This window comes from Prevotella sp. tc2-28, from assembly GCF_900107705.1.
Taxonomy (GTDB): Bacteria; Bacteroidota; Bacteroidia; order Bacteroidales; family Bacteroidaceae; genus Prevotella.
This window is the reverse complement of sequence record NZ_FNRE01000016.1, coordinates 1-14,666: the sequence shown is the minus strand read 5'-3', so window position 1 is coordinate 14,666 and position 14,666 is coordinate 1. Positions and strand designations below refer to the sequence as shown.

The 14,666-nt window shown below is 45.0% G+C and carries 17 protein-coding genes and 1 rRNA gene; 3 read left to right on the top strand and 15 right to left on the bottom strand.

Features of this window, described 5'->3' with window-relative positions; genetic code table 11:
* Positions 1 to 85: 85 nt before the first annotated feature.
* Positions 86 to 1,528: a pectate lyase family protein gene (locus tag BLU47_RS12735; RefSeq protein ID WP_091963497.1), complete on the bottom strand. Its 1,443-nt coding sequence runs from the start codon at positions 1,526 to 1,528 to the stop codon at positions 86 to 88.
* Positions 1,529 to 1,554: 26 nt separating this feature from the next.
* Entirely contained in the window at positions 1,555 to 2,376 is an 822-nt protein-coding gene (gene lptB, locus BLU47_RS12730; protein ID WP_091963494.1) for an LPS export ABC transporter ATP-binding protein, read from the bottom strand.
* A 122-nt stretch (positions 2,377 to 2,498) separates the two neighbouring features.
* Here lptB and BLU47_RS12725 point away from each other — a divergent pair, with 122 nt between their 5' ends.
* Both BLU47_RS12725 and BLU47_RS12720 read left to right on the top strand, forming a co-directional pair.
* The gene (locus tag BLU47_RS12725) at positions 2,499 to 3,251 is read left to right on the top strand and encodes an MlaE family ABC transporter permease (RefSeq protein WP_091963491.1); all 753 of its coding nucleotides are present in this window, start codon (positions 2,499 to 2,501) and stop codon (positions 3,249 to 3,251) included.
* Complete coding sequence (locus tag BLU47_RS12720) at positions 3,248 to 4,021, top strand: ABC transporter ATP-binding protein (RefSeq protein WP_091963488.1); 774 nt, start codon at positions 3,248 to 3,250, stop codon at positions 4,019 to 4,021. The genes BLU47_RS12725 and BLU47_RS12720 overlap by 4 nt, the downstream gene beginning before the upstream one ends.
* A gap of 292 nt (positions 4,022 to 4,313) precedes the next feature.
* Here BLU47_RS12720 and BLU47_RS12715 read toward each other — a convergent pair whose 3' ends face one another.
* The 12 genes from BLU47_RS12715 to BLU47_RS12665 form a co-directional block, all read right to left on the bottom strand.
* Positions 4,314 to 4,706 carry a hypothetical protein gene (locus BLU47_RS12715; RefSeq protein WP_091963485.1) on the bottom strand — a complete coding sequence of 131 codons (393 nt, stop codon included), beginning with the start codon at positions 4,704 to 4,706 and terminating at the stop codon, positions 4,314 to 4,316.
* Complete coding sequence (der, locus tag BLU47_RS12710; RefSeq protein ID WP_091963482.1) at positions 4,703 to 6,016, bottom strand: ribosome biogenesis GTPase Der; 1,314 nt, start codon at positions 6,014 to 6,016, stop codon at positions 4,703 to 4,705. Before der ends, BLU47_RS12715 begins: the two co-directional genes overlap by 4 nt.
* A gap of 8 nt (positions 6,017 to 6,024) precedes the next feature.
* The gene (era, locus tag BLU47_RS12705; protein ID WP_091963479.1) at positions 6,025 to 6,939 is read right to left on the bottom strand and encodes a GTPase Era; all 915 of its coding nucleotides are present in this window, start codon (positions 6,937 to 6,939) and stop codon (positions 6,025 to 6,027) included.
* 24 nt (positions 6,940 to 6,963) lie between these two features.
* Entirely contained in the window at positions 6,964 to 7,974 is a 1,011-nt protein-coding gene (locus BLU47_RS12700; RefSeq protein WP_091963476.1) for a beta-ketoacyl-ACP synthase III, read from the bottom strand.
* Positions 7,974 to 8,162, bottom strand: coding sequence for a 50S ribosomal protein L32 (rpmF, locus tag BLU47_RS12695; protein ID WP_091963473.1), 189 nt, complete (start codon positions 8,160 to 8,162; stop codon positions 7,974 to 7,976). The genes BLU47_RS12700 and rpmF overlap by 1 nt, the downstream gene beginning before the upstream one ends.
* A gap of 21 nt (positions 8,163 to 8,183) precedes the next feature.
* Complete coding sequence (locus BLU47_RS12690; protein ID WP_091963468.1) at positions 8,184 to 8,705, bottom strand: YceD family protein; 522 nt, start codon at positions 8,703 to 8,705, stop codon at positions 8,184 to 8,186.
* 61 nt (positions 8,706 to 8,766) lie between these two features.
* Positions 8,767 to 9,882: a sensor histidine kinase gene (locus BLU47_RS12685; RefSeq protein ID WP_091963465.1), complete on the bottom strand. Its 1,116-nt coding sequence runs from the start codon at positions 9,880 to 9,882 to the stop codon at positions 8,767 to 8,769.
* Positions 9,883 to 10,789: 907 nt separating this feature from the next.
* Positions 10,790 to 10,936: a hypothetical protein gene (locus BLU47_RS14880; protein WP_176780586.1), complete on the bottom strand. Its 147-nt coding sequence runs from the start codon at positions 10,934 to 10,936 to the stop codon at positions 10,790 to 10,792.
* 118 nt (positions 10,937 to 11,054) lie between these two features.
* Positions 11,055 to 11,603, bottom strand: coding sequence for a hypothetical protein (locus BLU47_RS12680; protein WP_091963462.1), 549 nt, complete (start codon positions 11,601 to 11,603; stop codon positions 11,055 to 11,057).
* Between the two features lie 127 nt (positions 11,604 to 11,730).
* Positions 11,731 to 12,330 (bottom strand): hypothetical protein, encoded by a 600-nt coding sequence (locus BLU47_RS12675; protein WP_091963459.1) that lies wholly within the window; start codon positions 12,328 to 12,330, stop codon positions 11,731 to 11,733.
* A 272-nt stretch (positions 12,331 to 12,602) separates the two neighbouring features.
* Positions 12,603 to 13,010, bottom strand: a complete 408-nt coding sequence (locus BLU47_RS12670; protein ID WP_091963456.1) for a DUF2442 domain-containing protein — start codon at positions 13,008 to 13,010, stop codon at positions 12,603 to 12,605.
* Between the two features lie 14 nt (positions 13,011 to 13,024).
* Positions 13,025 to 13,264 (bottom strand): DUF4160 domain-containing protein, encoded by a 240-nt coding sequence (locus BLU47_RS12665; protein ID WP_091963453.1) that lies wholly within the window; start codon positions 13,262 to 13,264, stop codon positions 13,025 to 13,027.
* A gap of 316 nt (positions 13,265 to 13,580) precedes the next feature.
* Between BLU47_RS12665 and BLU47_RS12660 the strand changes: the two genes are divergently transcribed.
* Positions 13,581 to 14,252, top strand: a complete 672-nt coding sequence (locus BLU47_RS12660) for an AlkZ-related protein (protein ID WP_369796986.1) — start codon at positions 13,581 to 13,583, stop codon at positions 14,250 to 14,252.
* Between the two features lie 107 nt (positions 14,253 to 14,359).
* On the opposite strand, the gene rrf is transcribed toward BLU47_RS12660, so the two are convergent.
* Positions 14,360 to 14,472: ribosomal RNA gene (rrf, locus tag BLU47_RS12655) — 5S ribosomal RNA — on the bottom strand.
* Between the last annotated feature and the right edge of the window lie 194 nt (positions 14,473 to 14,666).

Sequence of the window (14,666 nt, the reverse complement as noted above, 5' to 3'; positions counted from 1 at the left end):
TAATCAGTTTTGAGCGTGCAAAGGTACGAAAAATCTCCGTAATCACCTAATAATAATGATGAAAATTAGCTTTTTTAACGGGGAATCACTCACCCATAAGGCTATTCATGTATACTTCTAAAGCGGTATAGCCTTCTTTGGAGAACTGCACATTACGGTCTTCTGCGTTCATTGGATCAAGTCCGTTCTTCAGTTCCCAGGCATCGTCCATACCGTCATGGTCTCTATCTACAACGGGCTGAGCATCAGCATACTGCGGCCACCCTTCCGCATCAGCAGGAGAGTCGATGATTCCTTGACGATGAGCCTGGAAACCACTATAGCGGGGCTGACCGCTTTTGACATCCTCAATAATGCGACGTTCTACAGCGTCACGCCGAATGGTACCTGCCCGTTGAAGTACATGCCGATAGGCCTTCTTGGCTGACTCTGCAGGGGTTAGATAGTCAGTATACTCCTGTCGGCTAAGGGGCTGAAGGGCTTTCAACTGGTTAATCGCATACCCTGTTTTATTGCTAACAAGAAGCCAGTCGTCACTTGTTTTCTGACCTTCCATGACATTGTCGGCAAAATACCACAACGATGGTCCGGTAAGTGTTTTCCCTTTTCGTGCAGCAGAGAGTTCTATCAGGACATTATCCTGCGGATGGGCTGGACCTGGTTTGTAATAGTTTCCTATGAAATTACACTCATGACTACTTCCTTCTCCTGCCTCATTCTCACCACCGTAGCAGGAATTACGTCGTCCCCAATTGAAGTTTACATTGTTTTGGTATTCAAGAAAAACATTCTTGTCGCCTTTGGGATTTGTAGCACCATTAATACGCGCGCTACGACTATCGTTGCTGGCCAACAGATTATGATGGAATGTCGCCGGCGAGCCATCCCATTGGGCTCCATAGCCACGGGCACCCTTATGATGACCTGCATCGTAGAGTCCTTCATGGATAATACACCACTGAACTGTCGTAAACTGGTTATCATACATCGTCATGTTCTCCTCACCGCTCCATCCGAAACAACAGTGGTCAATGATGATGTTCCGCCCATTCTCAATGCCAATAGCTCCACCCTCAATGAAGTTCTCCTTCTTTGTCTTTGTCGGATCACCTTTTGTTCCCAGACGCGAACGGATGTTACGAATAATCACGTTTTCAGAACCGCCTAAGTTCAGTTTGCCTCCACGCAACAGGATTCCTTTGCCCGGAGCTGTCTGACCGGCTATGGTCACGTTCTTCAACTTTGCGCGTATAGAATGCTCTCCCTTACGTTGCGGATTCGGACCTATGGTGATGATACCACTAACGCGGAATACAATGGTTGCATTTTCCTTACCTGCCTCTGTCAGCGCCCAGCGCAACGAACCTTCCCCCGTATCGTTGAGGTTCGTCACCTCCACCACCTTTCCTCCTCGGCCACCCGAGGCATACTTACCAAAACCTTCTGCCGTTGGGAATGCCTTTAAGGACTGTGCAAGTAATGTCCATGGACATAACAGGACTGTCAAGGATACAATCAGTCTATTCATCGTTTGTGTTTTGCTACTGTATAAAACTACTCTTCCAGACCCCACTTGTGGGCACGTAACTCTGCCATCTTGGCAAAGTCTTTCTTTTGAAGAACAAAATTCGAGCCTAGATATTTTTCCTTTACGATAGGATTAACAGCAAGCTCATCGGGAGTTCCCTTGAACAGGATACGTCCTTCAAACAACAGGTATGCACGATCGGTGATATTCAGTGTTTCATGCACATTATGGTCGGTTATCAGAATACCTATATTACGATATTTCAACTGCCACACAATCTGCTGAATATCTTCTACCGCAATAGGGTCTACTCCGGCAAAAGGCTCGTCAAGCATGATGAACTTCGGTTCTATAGCCAAACAACGGGCTATCTCTGTTCGACGGCGCTCACCACCAGAGAGTTGGTCACCTTTGTTCTTGCGCACTTTCTGCAATCGGAACTCGGCAATCAAGCTTTCCAGCTTCTCCAACTGATACTCGCGGGGCTTACCGGTCATTTCCAATACAGAAAGGATATTGTCCTCTACCGACATCTTACGGAACACCGATGCTTCCTGGGCTAGATATCCGATTCCTGCACGAGCACGCTTAAAGACAGGATAGCTCGTTACTTCTTCGTCACCAAGATAAATATGTCCGCCATTAGGGACTATCAGACCTGTAGTCATGTAAAATGAAGTTGTCTTGCCAGCGCCATTAGGTCCTAACAATCCAACAATCTCGCCCTGCTTAACATCAAAGCTCACATTGTTGACTACCGTACGCTTTCCATAGCGCTTGATGAGTCCTTCTGTCCGCAGCACCAGTTGTCCCTGCTCTGCTACCTGTACATTCGTTATATCGTCCATAGTGGCTGCAAAGATACAATTTTTTTTCATAACCCATTTAACTTTTACGATTTTTATGTATCATAAAAAAAAGAGCTGACCTCTTGGCTGACTCATTTTTTCTTCGTACCTTCGCAGCCGATATGACGAAGTTACTATATAATTGGCTGACGACATTCGGCAAGTTCATCATTTTGATGGGACGGACCTTTTCTGTGCCGGAACGCTTTCGCATGTTCTGGAAACAGTATGTCAAGGAGATGGCCCAACTGGGCATCAACTCTATCGGCATTGTTTTGCTCATCTCATTTTTTATCGGTGCGGTTATCTGCATTCAAATGAAACTGAACATCCAGAGTCCATGGATGCCACGATGGGTAAGCGGATACACCACCCGTGAAATCATGCTGCTCGAGTTTTCCAGTTCTATCATGTGTTTGATCCTCGCAGGTAAGGTAGGCTCAAACATTGCATCAGAGATAGGAACCATGCGTGTCACCCAGCAGATTGACGCCCTTGACATCATGGGAGTCAACTCAGCCTGTTATCTGATATTACCGAAAATCCTCGGTATGATAACCATCATGCCATTACTGGTTATCTTCTCGTCGGCCATGGGTATCATTGGAGCTTACGGCACCGCGTACATCGCTCATATCATCGTACCTGACGACTTAACGCTGGGATTGCAACATTCTTTCCAGCCTTGGTTTGTGTGGATGAGTATCATTAAAAGTCTCTTCTTTGCTTTTATCATTTCCGCCGTACCTTCTTATTTCGGCTATACGGTAGAAGGGGGATCGGTCAATGTGGGCAAGGCTTCTACGGATGCTGTTGTATCATCCAGTGTGCTGATTCTTTGTAGCGACGTATTCCTAACGCAGTTATTATCATGATTGAAGTAAAGAATCTATATAAGAGTTTTGACGGCAGAGAAGTGCTCAAAAACATCAATACGGTGTTTGAAGACGGTAAGACCAATCTTATCATCGGACAAAGTGGTAGTGGAAAGACCGTGCTAATGAAAAACCTGGTGGGGCTCTTCGAGCCTACCAGTGGGCAGATTCTTTATGACGGACGCGATTTTGTATGCATGTCGAAGAACGAGAAGGTACATATGCGGCGTGAAATGGGTATGATTTTCCAGTCGGCTGCCCTTTTCGACTCGCTTACCGTATTGGAAAATGTGATGTTCCCGCTTGACATGTTTTCTTCCATGAATCTGCGCGAACGCCAGAAACGGGCTATGGACTGTCTGGACCGTGTGAATCTGGTAGGAGCTGAGGATAAATACCCTGGTGAGATTTCTGGTGGTATGCAAAAACGTGTAGCTATTGCCCGTGCCATCGCCCTCAACCCCAAATATCTCTTCTGTGACGAGCCTAACTCCGGACTGGACCCCAAAACGTCGCTGATTATTGACGACCTGTTACACTCCATCACACAGGAATTCAATATGACAACCATCATCAACACCCACGACATGAATTCTGTGATGGGTATTGGCGAGAACATCATCTTCATCTACGAAGGCAATAAGGAGTGGCAAGGGGTAAGCAGCCAGATCATGAACTCCACCAACAAGAAACTGACAGACTTCATCTTTGCCAGTGACCTATTGAAGGAGATGCGTGAAGCCGTTACTCACCAGAAACCACACGATTGATTAAGGTCAAATAATCGACTGTGTGCGCAAACAATTTGGTTTTTCTCTTGCACGGACCCCAAAAAGACCGTACCTTTGCATCGTCAAAAGGACAAAAAAAGGATAACAATTTAAAGTAAAGAAAGGTAAAAGATGATGAAAAGATTAATTAACAAATGGCTGAGAAGTGAAGCTTATAGCGAGTATTGCTTGAATATGGCAAGAATGTATAACTTCAGAGCTGCAAACTAAATAAACGGATTGATTCTTCAGAATTCAATCCGTTTTTCTTTTTCTTCACCGCTCGTTTCTCCTATTTCATTTTCCACTCGCCACTTACATTCAGCATCGGCACGGTAACTTCCTCCTGAGTGGAGTCGTTGAAACAAAGCATCAAGAATACATAGGTCAGATTTTGCGTGGTATCACGATATCCTGTGTTTTCCGAGACGCGTACTTCACGGATGCCTCCGTGGGTTTCCACCATTTCTTCCATATACTGCTGGTAATTTTTCAGCAACTGGGCTTTATAGGCTTCTGGCAGACTATCTGCGCCAACCCTACCCTTCAGGAAATCCTCAGGGCTGTTGTCTAACAGACGTGCATAATAGCCCTGAGCTGCTTTGGCTGCCTCTTCCTCGGGTGACGCCTGAGAACAGGCAGACAATACCAGGAAGGCTATTGCTAGATATAACAGGTTCTTCACTTCTGACGGATAAAAACATTAATCGGTGTACCTGTCAATGTCCAGTTCTCACGCATCTTGTTCTCCAAGAAACGGCGATAGGGCTCCTTGACATACTGTGGCAGGTTTGCATAGAACACAAAAGTGGGAATCTGCGTATCCGGCACCTGCGATACATACTTGATCTTAATATATTTTCCTTTGATGCTAGGGGGTGGTGTAGCCTCGATAATGGGCAACAGCACCTCATTCAACTTAGACGTGCCTATCTTTATCTTACGATTCAGATAAACTTGCTTGGCTGTCTCAAGCACCTTAAAGATGCGCTGCTTAGTCACTGCTGAAGCAAAGATGATAGGGAAGTCGACAAATGGAGCCATGCGGTTGCGAATAGCTGTCTCGAATGTCTTGATAGCCTCCTGCGACTTGTCTTCTACCAAATCCCACTTGTTCACGACAACCACCAACGACTTATTGTTCTTCTGTATCAGCTGGAAGATATTCATGTCCTGGGCCTCGATGCCACGCGTAGCGTCAATCATCAAGATACATACGTCGGAATTCTCGATGGCACGGATACTACGCATCACGCTATAAAACTCCAGGTCTTCAGTAACCTTGTTCTTGCGGCGGATACCTGCTGTGTCTACCAAGTAGAAGTCGAAACCGAACTTGTCATATTTCGTATAGATGCTGTCACGTGTAGTGCCGGCAATATCGGTTACAATATTACGGTCCTCACCAATGAAGGCGTTGATGATACTCGACTTACCGGCATTCGGTCGACCTACCACAGCGAAGCGAGGCGTTCCGTCCATTGCGTCATCGGCTTCATCGGTATTCAACTTGGATACCACCAAATCGAGCAAGTCGCCAGTACCGGAGCCTGTGGCAGCGCTAATACAATAAGGGTCACCCAGTCCCAACTTGTAGAACTCATATTGCCCGTAAAGGTCCTTCCCGTCGTCGGCTTTGTTAGCAACCAACACAACGGGCAACTTCGAACGTCGAAGGATTAGTGCTACGTCCTGATCGAGATCAGTCAGTCCATTCTTGATATCCACTAGGAACAACACAAGATCTGCCTCTTCCGTAGCAACAATGACTTGCTTCCGAATCTCCTCCTCAAAGACATCATCACTGTTAACTACCCATCCACCCGTGTCAACAACGGAGAACTCACGGCCGTTCCATTCGCACTTGCCGTATTGGCGATCGCGAGTAGTGCCAGCTTCGTCACTTACGATAGCGCGACGGCTGTTTGTCAATCTGTTAAACAAGGTGGACTTTCCTACATTCGGACGTCCTACTATTGCTACTAAGTTTCCCATATATGTATTTATTCTGGATTATAGCCAAAGCTATCTAATTCTCGCTGGCTGGAGCGCCAGTCTTTGTCAACCTTCACAAAGGTTTCCAGGAAAATAGGCTTGTCAAAGAACTTCTCCAATGCTTTGCGAGCCTCAGTGCTTACCTTCTTCAGTGCCACACCTTGATGTCCTATGATGATTCCCTTTTGAGAGTCACGTTCTACGTAGATAATGGCATTGATATGTATATTCTTCTCGGTTTCCTTGAAACGCTCCACGCGTACTTCCACAGAGTAAGGTATCTCCTTGTCGTAGTAGAGCAGAATCTTCTCACGGATAATCTCTGACACGAAGAATCGGGCAGGCTTATCCGTCAACTGGTCTTTATCGAAATACGCAGGACTCTCAGGAAGCAGTTCCTTAATACGTTTCAGCAACATGTCTATGCCGAACTTATTCTTGGCAGAGATAGGCAGAATCTCGGCATTAGGCAACAGCGTATGCCACTTCTCAACAATTGCTGCCAGCAATTGTTGAGCCCCATTGGCCCCATTGGCCCCATTAGCCCCAAGCTCATCAATCTTGTTAATGAGCAGAAGCACAGGGATTGTCATTTTCTGCACCTTTTCCAGAAAATCCATATTCTTCTCCGGATTCTCTACCACATCCGTCACATAAAGCAACACATCAGCATCTTGCAGTGCGGACACAGAGAAAGCCAACATGGACTCCTGTAACTTGTAGTTGGGTTTCAGTACACCGGGGGTGTCAGAGAACACAATCTGCATGTCATCAGTATTAACGATGCCCATGATGCGATGACGCGTTGTCTGCGCCTTGAACGTCGCAATCGAAATACGCTCACCAACCAACTGGTTCATGAGCGTACTTTTACCTACATTGGGGTTACCAACGATATTTACGAACCCTGCCTTATGAGTCATTTCTCATTACTCATTACACATTTCTCATTTGGTGCTTGCACCATCATACGCCCACTTGTAATAGCTTGCTCCATGAACGAAACCAGCTCCGAAAGCGGTCATGATGACATTGTCACCCTTCTTCAGCAAATGCTCGTTTTCCCATAATGCCAATGGAATCGTTGCTGCTGACGTATTACCAAAATGCTCGATGTTAACCATGACTTGCTCCATCGGGAGCTCAAGGCGCTTGGCAACAGCTTCAATGATACGCATATTAGCCTGATGGGGGACAACCCATTGGATGTTTTCCTTGTTCAGACCATTGCGCTCAGCTATCAGCGCACAGTCGTCACTCATGTTCGTTACGGCATAACGGAACACGGTGCGTCCTTCTTGATAAAGGTAGTGCAGACGATGATCAACGGTGAAGTGGCTTGGCGGACATACAGAACCGCCTGCCTTCAGATGAAGAAAAGGAAGTCCCTTTCCGTCAGCTCGGAAATAAGAGTCTATCACACCGACATTCTCTTCTTCCGTACCTTCTACGAGAACAGCAGCGGCACCATCACCGAACAACGGACAGGTAGCACGGTCTTTATAATCAATGACCGATGACATCTTGTCTGCTCCAATAACGATGATTTTCTTATAACGGCCACACTGTATCATCGATGCAGCTACATCGAGCGTGTAGAGGAATCCACAGCATGCAGCCCAGAAATCAAATGCAAAGGCATTCTTCAGTCCGAGCTTGCCCAGCACGATGCTGGCTGTAGAAGGGAACTTATAATCAGCCGTTGAGGTGGTGACGATGACGGCGTCAATAGTATCAGGGTCTACTCCCGTCTTATGTATCAGTTGCTTGGCAGCCTTACGCGCCATATAACTGGTACCGAGACCTTCTTCGGTCAGGATACGGCGTTCCTTGATACCGACACGCGTCATAATCCACTCATCATTGGTGTCTACCATGCGGGCCAGTTCTTCGTTGTTCAGAACATAGTCAGGCACGTAGCCACCAATGCCGGTGATTATCGCATTGATTTTGCTCATTATTCAGCAGCTTCGTCCATTATAATGGCAATCTTGCCACGATAGTAGCCACATGTCGGGCATACTGTGTGATAAACATGGTATGCGCCACAGTTGGGACATACTGCCAATGTGGGAGCTACTGCCTTGTCATGGGTACGACGCTTTGCGGTACGAGTGTTTGATTGTCTTCTTTTAGGATGTGCCATAATTCTATAACTTTTTAATTTTTAAACTTTTAAATTTTTCAAAATCTCCCAGCGCGGGTCTGTTGTCTCTGCCTCCTCTTCGCCGCTTCGGACAGCGCCGCTCAACTCTTCCAGTTTCTGCGTCATCACACTATTGCATTTTCCAGGTGCATGAACGTGCTTGATGGGTATGGCCAACATGACAAACTCGTAGATGAACCACGACACGTCGAGTATTCCTTCGTTCTCGTCTACGGTCACGGCATCATCATCTTCACTGTATGTGTCGCCTAGTTTAACCAGCAACTGGTTGTCAGTCTCTATGGGCTGATCCATATCGTCTAAACAGCGATCACAGCTGATGACGACAGTGCCGGTGGTATGGAACTGAAACTCAAAAAAGCCGGCCATCTTGCGTATAGACACCGACACGTGCAAGGCTCCATGTTCCAACTGTGCACCATCTAAAGCCTCGAAAAACTGGTCGTCCAAGTCGTATTCTACAGTGGTTTCTGCAGCAGTCAACGCTTTCAAATCAATCTTATAAGACTCTAACGTACACATGACAACACTTCATTTGGGGTGCAAAGGTACAAAGATTTGAGGAAATATCCAAAAAAAATGCTTATTTTTTCAATTCTATACGGAACGTAGTACCCTTCCCTACTTCTGATTGTTTTACAAAAATACGACCGTGATGGTATTCTTCCACGATGCGTCGTGCCAGCGACAGTCCGAGTCCCCAGCCTCTTTTCTTGGTGGTAAAACCTGGAGTAAAGACATTTGCCAGGTCTTTCTTCTTGATACCCTTTCCCGTATCTTGTACCTCTACAATAATGTCGGAAGGGGTTTCTACCAGGCTCAATGTGATAGAACCCTTTCCTTCCATCGCGTCCACAGCATTCTTACATAGGTTCTCGATAACCCATTCAAACAAGGAGGCATTCATGCGGACCTTTACATCATGGTCTGGTAACAGGTTTATCATCTTCACCTGACTGGACGTACGACGATCCATATAGTCAACGACATGCTTCAAGACCTCATTCATCGAGGCTTCTACCGGCTCTGGCAACGAGCCTATCTTAGAGAAGCGCTCTGCTATCAACTGCAGGCGTTTGACGTCCTTGTCCATCTCCGGCAACAAGGCATCGTCGGGATACTGTTCCTTCAGCATTTCCACCCATGCCATCAGGCTCGACACGGGTGTTCCCAACTGGTGAGCTGTCTCTTTGGAAAGCCCCACCCATACCTTGTTCTGTTCAGCACGTTTCGAGGACAGCAAGGCAAAAATGGCCACAACCACAAACACGAGCACAATACCCAACTGGATATAAGGCCATGCCGACAACCGTTTCAACATGATAGACTCGTCGTAGCACACTAGCTGACCGTCCACACGAATCGTATCGCCCGCACGAATCATACTTTGTACATAGCTGTCAATGCTTGTAGTGTCTTCAATATTACGATAGTCGGTAATCTCGCCCTCGTCATTCATCACAATAACGGGAATGGTGTTGTTGCCCTCCATCACGCTCAGCACCAGCGACAGGTCCGTTGTCTCGTCAGCAGCATTTAAGGCATGCAATGCCTGTGCCCACACCTCCATGCGGTTATGCTCCTCTTTTGATAAGTCGCGCACCAAGAAGTGGGATATCAACAAAGATGCCACAGCGATTAACACCGCTGCAACCACCAAGACAATCTTGATTCGTCGTATCTGGTCAGTCCACTGCATACCTTATTATAACGCATACGCGGGAGGATTATTGCATCAGGTGGGGGATTACACAGTTTGCAAAAAAATATTTTCGAAAATTGCAAAATAGCCTACATGCCTACACAGAATCGCACTCAAATGCCGATAAACAAAGGAAAGTAGCGTTCGCCGAGCCTACACTGAACCTACACTAAGCCTACACTGAACCTACATAAAGTCTACACAAAGCCTACACTGAACCTACATAAAGTCTAGATAGGCTTCCCGCAAAATGTAAATCCTAAACCAGGAAAATCTCCCTTTAGTCCTTCCTCCTAAATTCTCTAGAGAATTTGAGCATTCCCTCGCCTACCAGCAAAAGCCACATCGTATAGCAAGCCGAAAATTCTCTAGAGAATTTCATCATTACCCTTCATGCTAATCCTTCCGATCCTTTGTTTCCATTTCTGCTCCCTCGTATAGTAGTCCTTCCTATTTCGAGTGTTTTTTGCCGAAAAAACTCAAAATCATGTAGGCTTTGTGTAGGTTCAGTGTAGGCTTTGTGTAGGCTTTGTGTAGGCTTTGTGTAGGCTTAGTGTAGGCTTGCTTTTCTGCAATCAACTAAAAACCAAATAATTACACAAAATCCGTGTAGGCATGTAGGCTATTTCCTGTTTTTAAAAAAATATTTTTTGCAAAATATGTTATGGACTCATCGGTGTTTTGTCAAAAGTAAATACAACCGAATTATTTACTGGGATTATTGAGAATCCATCTAATGGTTGCTAATGTAGAAGATATGCCTATCAGTGGTAATATGATTAACGACACATCGCTTTGTAGGCATTTAATCAAGATGACAACCAAGAAGATTAATACCATTATTAAAACCAAACATACTAAGTTCTTTAATATTAGCATCATTATTAACGTTAGATGTTATTAATTATAAATCAGGGGACTCTGATCTGTTCTCCACCTGTTGCTTCTTCACTTCATCGTTGGCCCTCACCTCGTGCGACCCTTTGATGTTCTGGGCATTGGCAATGGTAGTAAGCAATGCCAGTGCTATGATTATTAATATTTGTTTCATATTTTACATTTCTTTGATGAGTAATTGATATGGATTCCCTCCTGCATTCTTCCCGTAGATCAGAGTAATCGACGAAGTCGCTTGCCAAAGCAAGAACCGTCCCCTGATCTACCTAACCCTAACTCTTTTCTAGTCTGTAATCACAGAAAATATAACAAGCGATACGCTTTATCTCAAACAAATAGAGAGTGGGGCATTCTTCCTTCTCTCTATACTTGATCTTAAACCGATACTTTTTCTTTCCCTTTCTTTCTCTTTTATCAAATATAATTGTCAACACATCATCCTTAAGATTCCAACTACCTAGGCAAACTTCTCCCCAAGGATATGTCTTTTTAAACCGATGATTACTTAAAAATTCTATTTTTCTACATCCTGCATAGCCACATGCGATACCTGTATCCTCTATCATAGGACCTTCTCCTATGGAATCCATTTCTTCTTCATTGTAAAATATGGTACGCCTTTCTGTCCAGATTTTATCAATAAGGATAGAGTCATTGCCATATACACCTACATAGATCAGGGGACGGTTCTCTGATCTGTTCTCCACCTGTTGCTTCTTCACTTCATCGTTGACCCTCACCTGGTGCGACCCTTTGATGTTCTGGGCATTGGCAATGGTTGTAAGCAATGCTAAGGCTATTGTTATTGATATTTGTTTCATGTTTTACATTTCTTTGATGAGTAATTGATATGGATTCCCTCCTACATTCTTCCCGTAGATCAGAGTCCCCTGAACAGATCAGAGTAATCGACGTAGTCGCTTGCCAAAGCAAGAACCGTCCCCTGATCTACTCTTTTTGTTTTTCGCTCAACCATTTCTTGAATTCATCATCACGAATAACATAATAGTCCAATTGATTGAAATAGGTTTCAAGTTCATCATAAGATTCGAAACAATATACACGTGTCGCTATATAGAAACGCTTTAGGACATCCAAAGATATACTTTTTTGGTTACGGACATACCAAAGATGCATATTGGTAATATCGTCAAAATTTATCTTTGTAGGCATATAACAATGTGTTTTCACAAAGTCAATTCCGGACATCATAGAGATTACTGCAATAAACTCTAAAGCGTGATTATTATGTATTTCAGTATCTTTATTAGTTTCGACAATAGTATATAGCCTTTTAAAGTTTGTCTTGAAAACCGAATCTACATTTGTAACATCTTTTGTCACCTCCATATATTTGAATGGAAGTTGACCCTCCAGTGTCTGGCTATTTATAGTTGGATAGGTCAGGGGACGGTTCTCCGATCTGTTCTCCACCTGTTGCTTCTTCACTTCATCGTTGGCTCTCACCTCGTGCGAGCCGGTGATGTTCTGGGCATTGGCAATGGTAGTAAGCAATGCCAGTGCTATGATTATTGATATTTGTTTCATGTTTTACATTTCTTTGATGAGTAATTGATATGGATTCCCTCCTGCATTCTTCCGATAGACCAGAGAGAGCCTGATCAACCATAATTATTGTAATATGTCATCATACTTCGTAAACCTTTAATGTTTTATAACAGATCAGGGAACCCCTGATCTACCCATCTTGCCCTCGCGCTCGCAAAACTCGCGCAGCGCCTCAATGTCTATACTGTTTTTCCCGTATTTCTGTTCCATTGTTCATGCCCAAAGATTGGAAGAGGTTATGGTCTGTTTTATCAAAAGCATGCTGCCATCATTTCCTCACCCAACTTGTGGATGTGTGCGAGGATCTCATTTTCACGCTCGGCAGAAGGCTTCTTAAAACCATTGATGTAGTTGCGTAGCAGAGTGGCATTCATGCCAAGGGAGCGGGCAAATTCTGCCACATTGATTTCCTTGTGGGTAAGGAAGAATCGCTGTAGGGGCGTTGGCTCAGAATCGTCATAGGTAAAACTCTCGAAACTGATGTCCTCGTCAAGTCCGCGCCAGTGGATGCCATCGAAACCGAAAGTGTATGCAGCCCTTTCTTCGTCGGTAGCCGTCCGCAATTTTGGATACCAGAGGAGGGACTGGCTGTACTCATGCCCTTCCTCGTCACAACCATATATGTGTTCGGCATCGAACCAAATTTCCTTAATCTTCATAAGCTTGTCCTCCTTTATTTATTAAAATGTTCGTTCCAACGTTTGATAATGATGTCTGCGTTCTCGTCAATTATAGTCTTAATCTTGCGGAAATCGTTCGATTTAATGCCCTGCTTATCAGTGAGGACAAACTCCGTGCCGTTCCACTCGAACTTGGCCATGCCACCATTGCCCTCCACGTGGATGTGTAGTGGCTCATGTTCTTTGCTGTAGAAAAAGAACGAGAATCCAAAAAATCTGAATACTTCTGGCATAATCCTTTCGTTTTATTGTTTATCCGCCACAAAGATAGGAATTATTTTTAATACCATGATTATTTTGGCCAATTATTTGCAATGATTTAACAATTCAACGAAAAAAAACCGACAAGACCGAAAATCGGATGCCGAGGGTGAAAGCTTTAAACTAGTTAAAGTGTTTTGCCCTATTTTTTGCTATTCTTGAGCCTTCAAAGAGAAATTCTTAAACGGCCACGTTCAATTTATCTTTGCAGATTATTTGTTCTTATCAGAAAAATATTGTAGTTTTGCACTGTAAATTCATCAGGGTAAAGCAAGACTAAGATTCTATATGATGAAGCACGACGAGATATATTCAGCAGCCCAACTGACGGCATTCATTCAAGAGGTGGGATTCCTACCCCTGTTAGACAGTGGCATACAAGGCTATTCTGCAGAAGAGATGGTAGCTGACGACTGCCGCTATGTGGTATTCGACGATGGCGGGTGGGACTGGCCGCTGTGGAAGTGGAAAGGTCCCATCGTGTCGGACGGCAGTTGCGTTTATGGCAAGTTCTTCAATAAGAAAGCCGGGTTCGTCAGCCGCGAGTGGTGGCCCGACTTCTACAACTACCGTCGCAGCAAGTATCCTGTGCCTGCCGAAGGAACCATTGACGACATCATCCTGACTACGCTTCGCGAACACGGCAGTCTCATTACTCGTGAACTGCGTGCGGCCTGTGGCTTCGACGGCCCCAAGATGCGTAGTAAGTTTGACGGTTACGTGACCCGCCTGCAAATGGCCTGCCTGATAGTCACCGAGAACTTCGTATATCCCACTGACAAGCATGGATGTGAATATGGTTGGGGCTGGTCGCTGCTCACCACTCCCGAGACGCTCATGGGACGTGATGGATTCCATTGTCCACGGACCCCTGAGGAGTCTTATCAACTCATTATTTCCCATTTCCGAACGTTTCTGCCAATGGCTTCCGATAAACAACTGCGACGGTTGATAGGATGATTTTCATGGATGCAAAGTTACGAAAATAATACGATATCCGCGACAGTTAAGGCATGGAACAAAGAAAGCACCCTGTCTCATTGCTGAAACAGGGTGCTTCAAGAAAAAAGTGGCGGCCTCCTACTCTCCCGCATTGCATTGCAGTACCATCGGCGCAAGCGGGCTTAACTTCTCTGTTCGGAATGGGAAGAGGTGGGACCCCGCCGCAATAACCACCTGATGTAATTTACTATTTGACAATTTACAATCTTACTATTGGAATGCCAAACGTATAAGGTGACAATCTTCACAAGCAAGCCAGAGATGTCGATTCGTTACCAACACCTGAAAAGATGACTGCGGCAAAAGCTCTCGGGCAATTAGTAAGGCTCGGCTTTGACGTCACCGTCTTTACACCTGCCTCCTATCAACGTC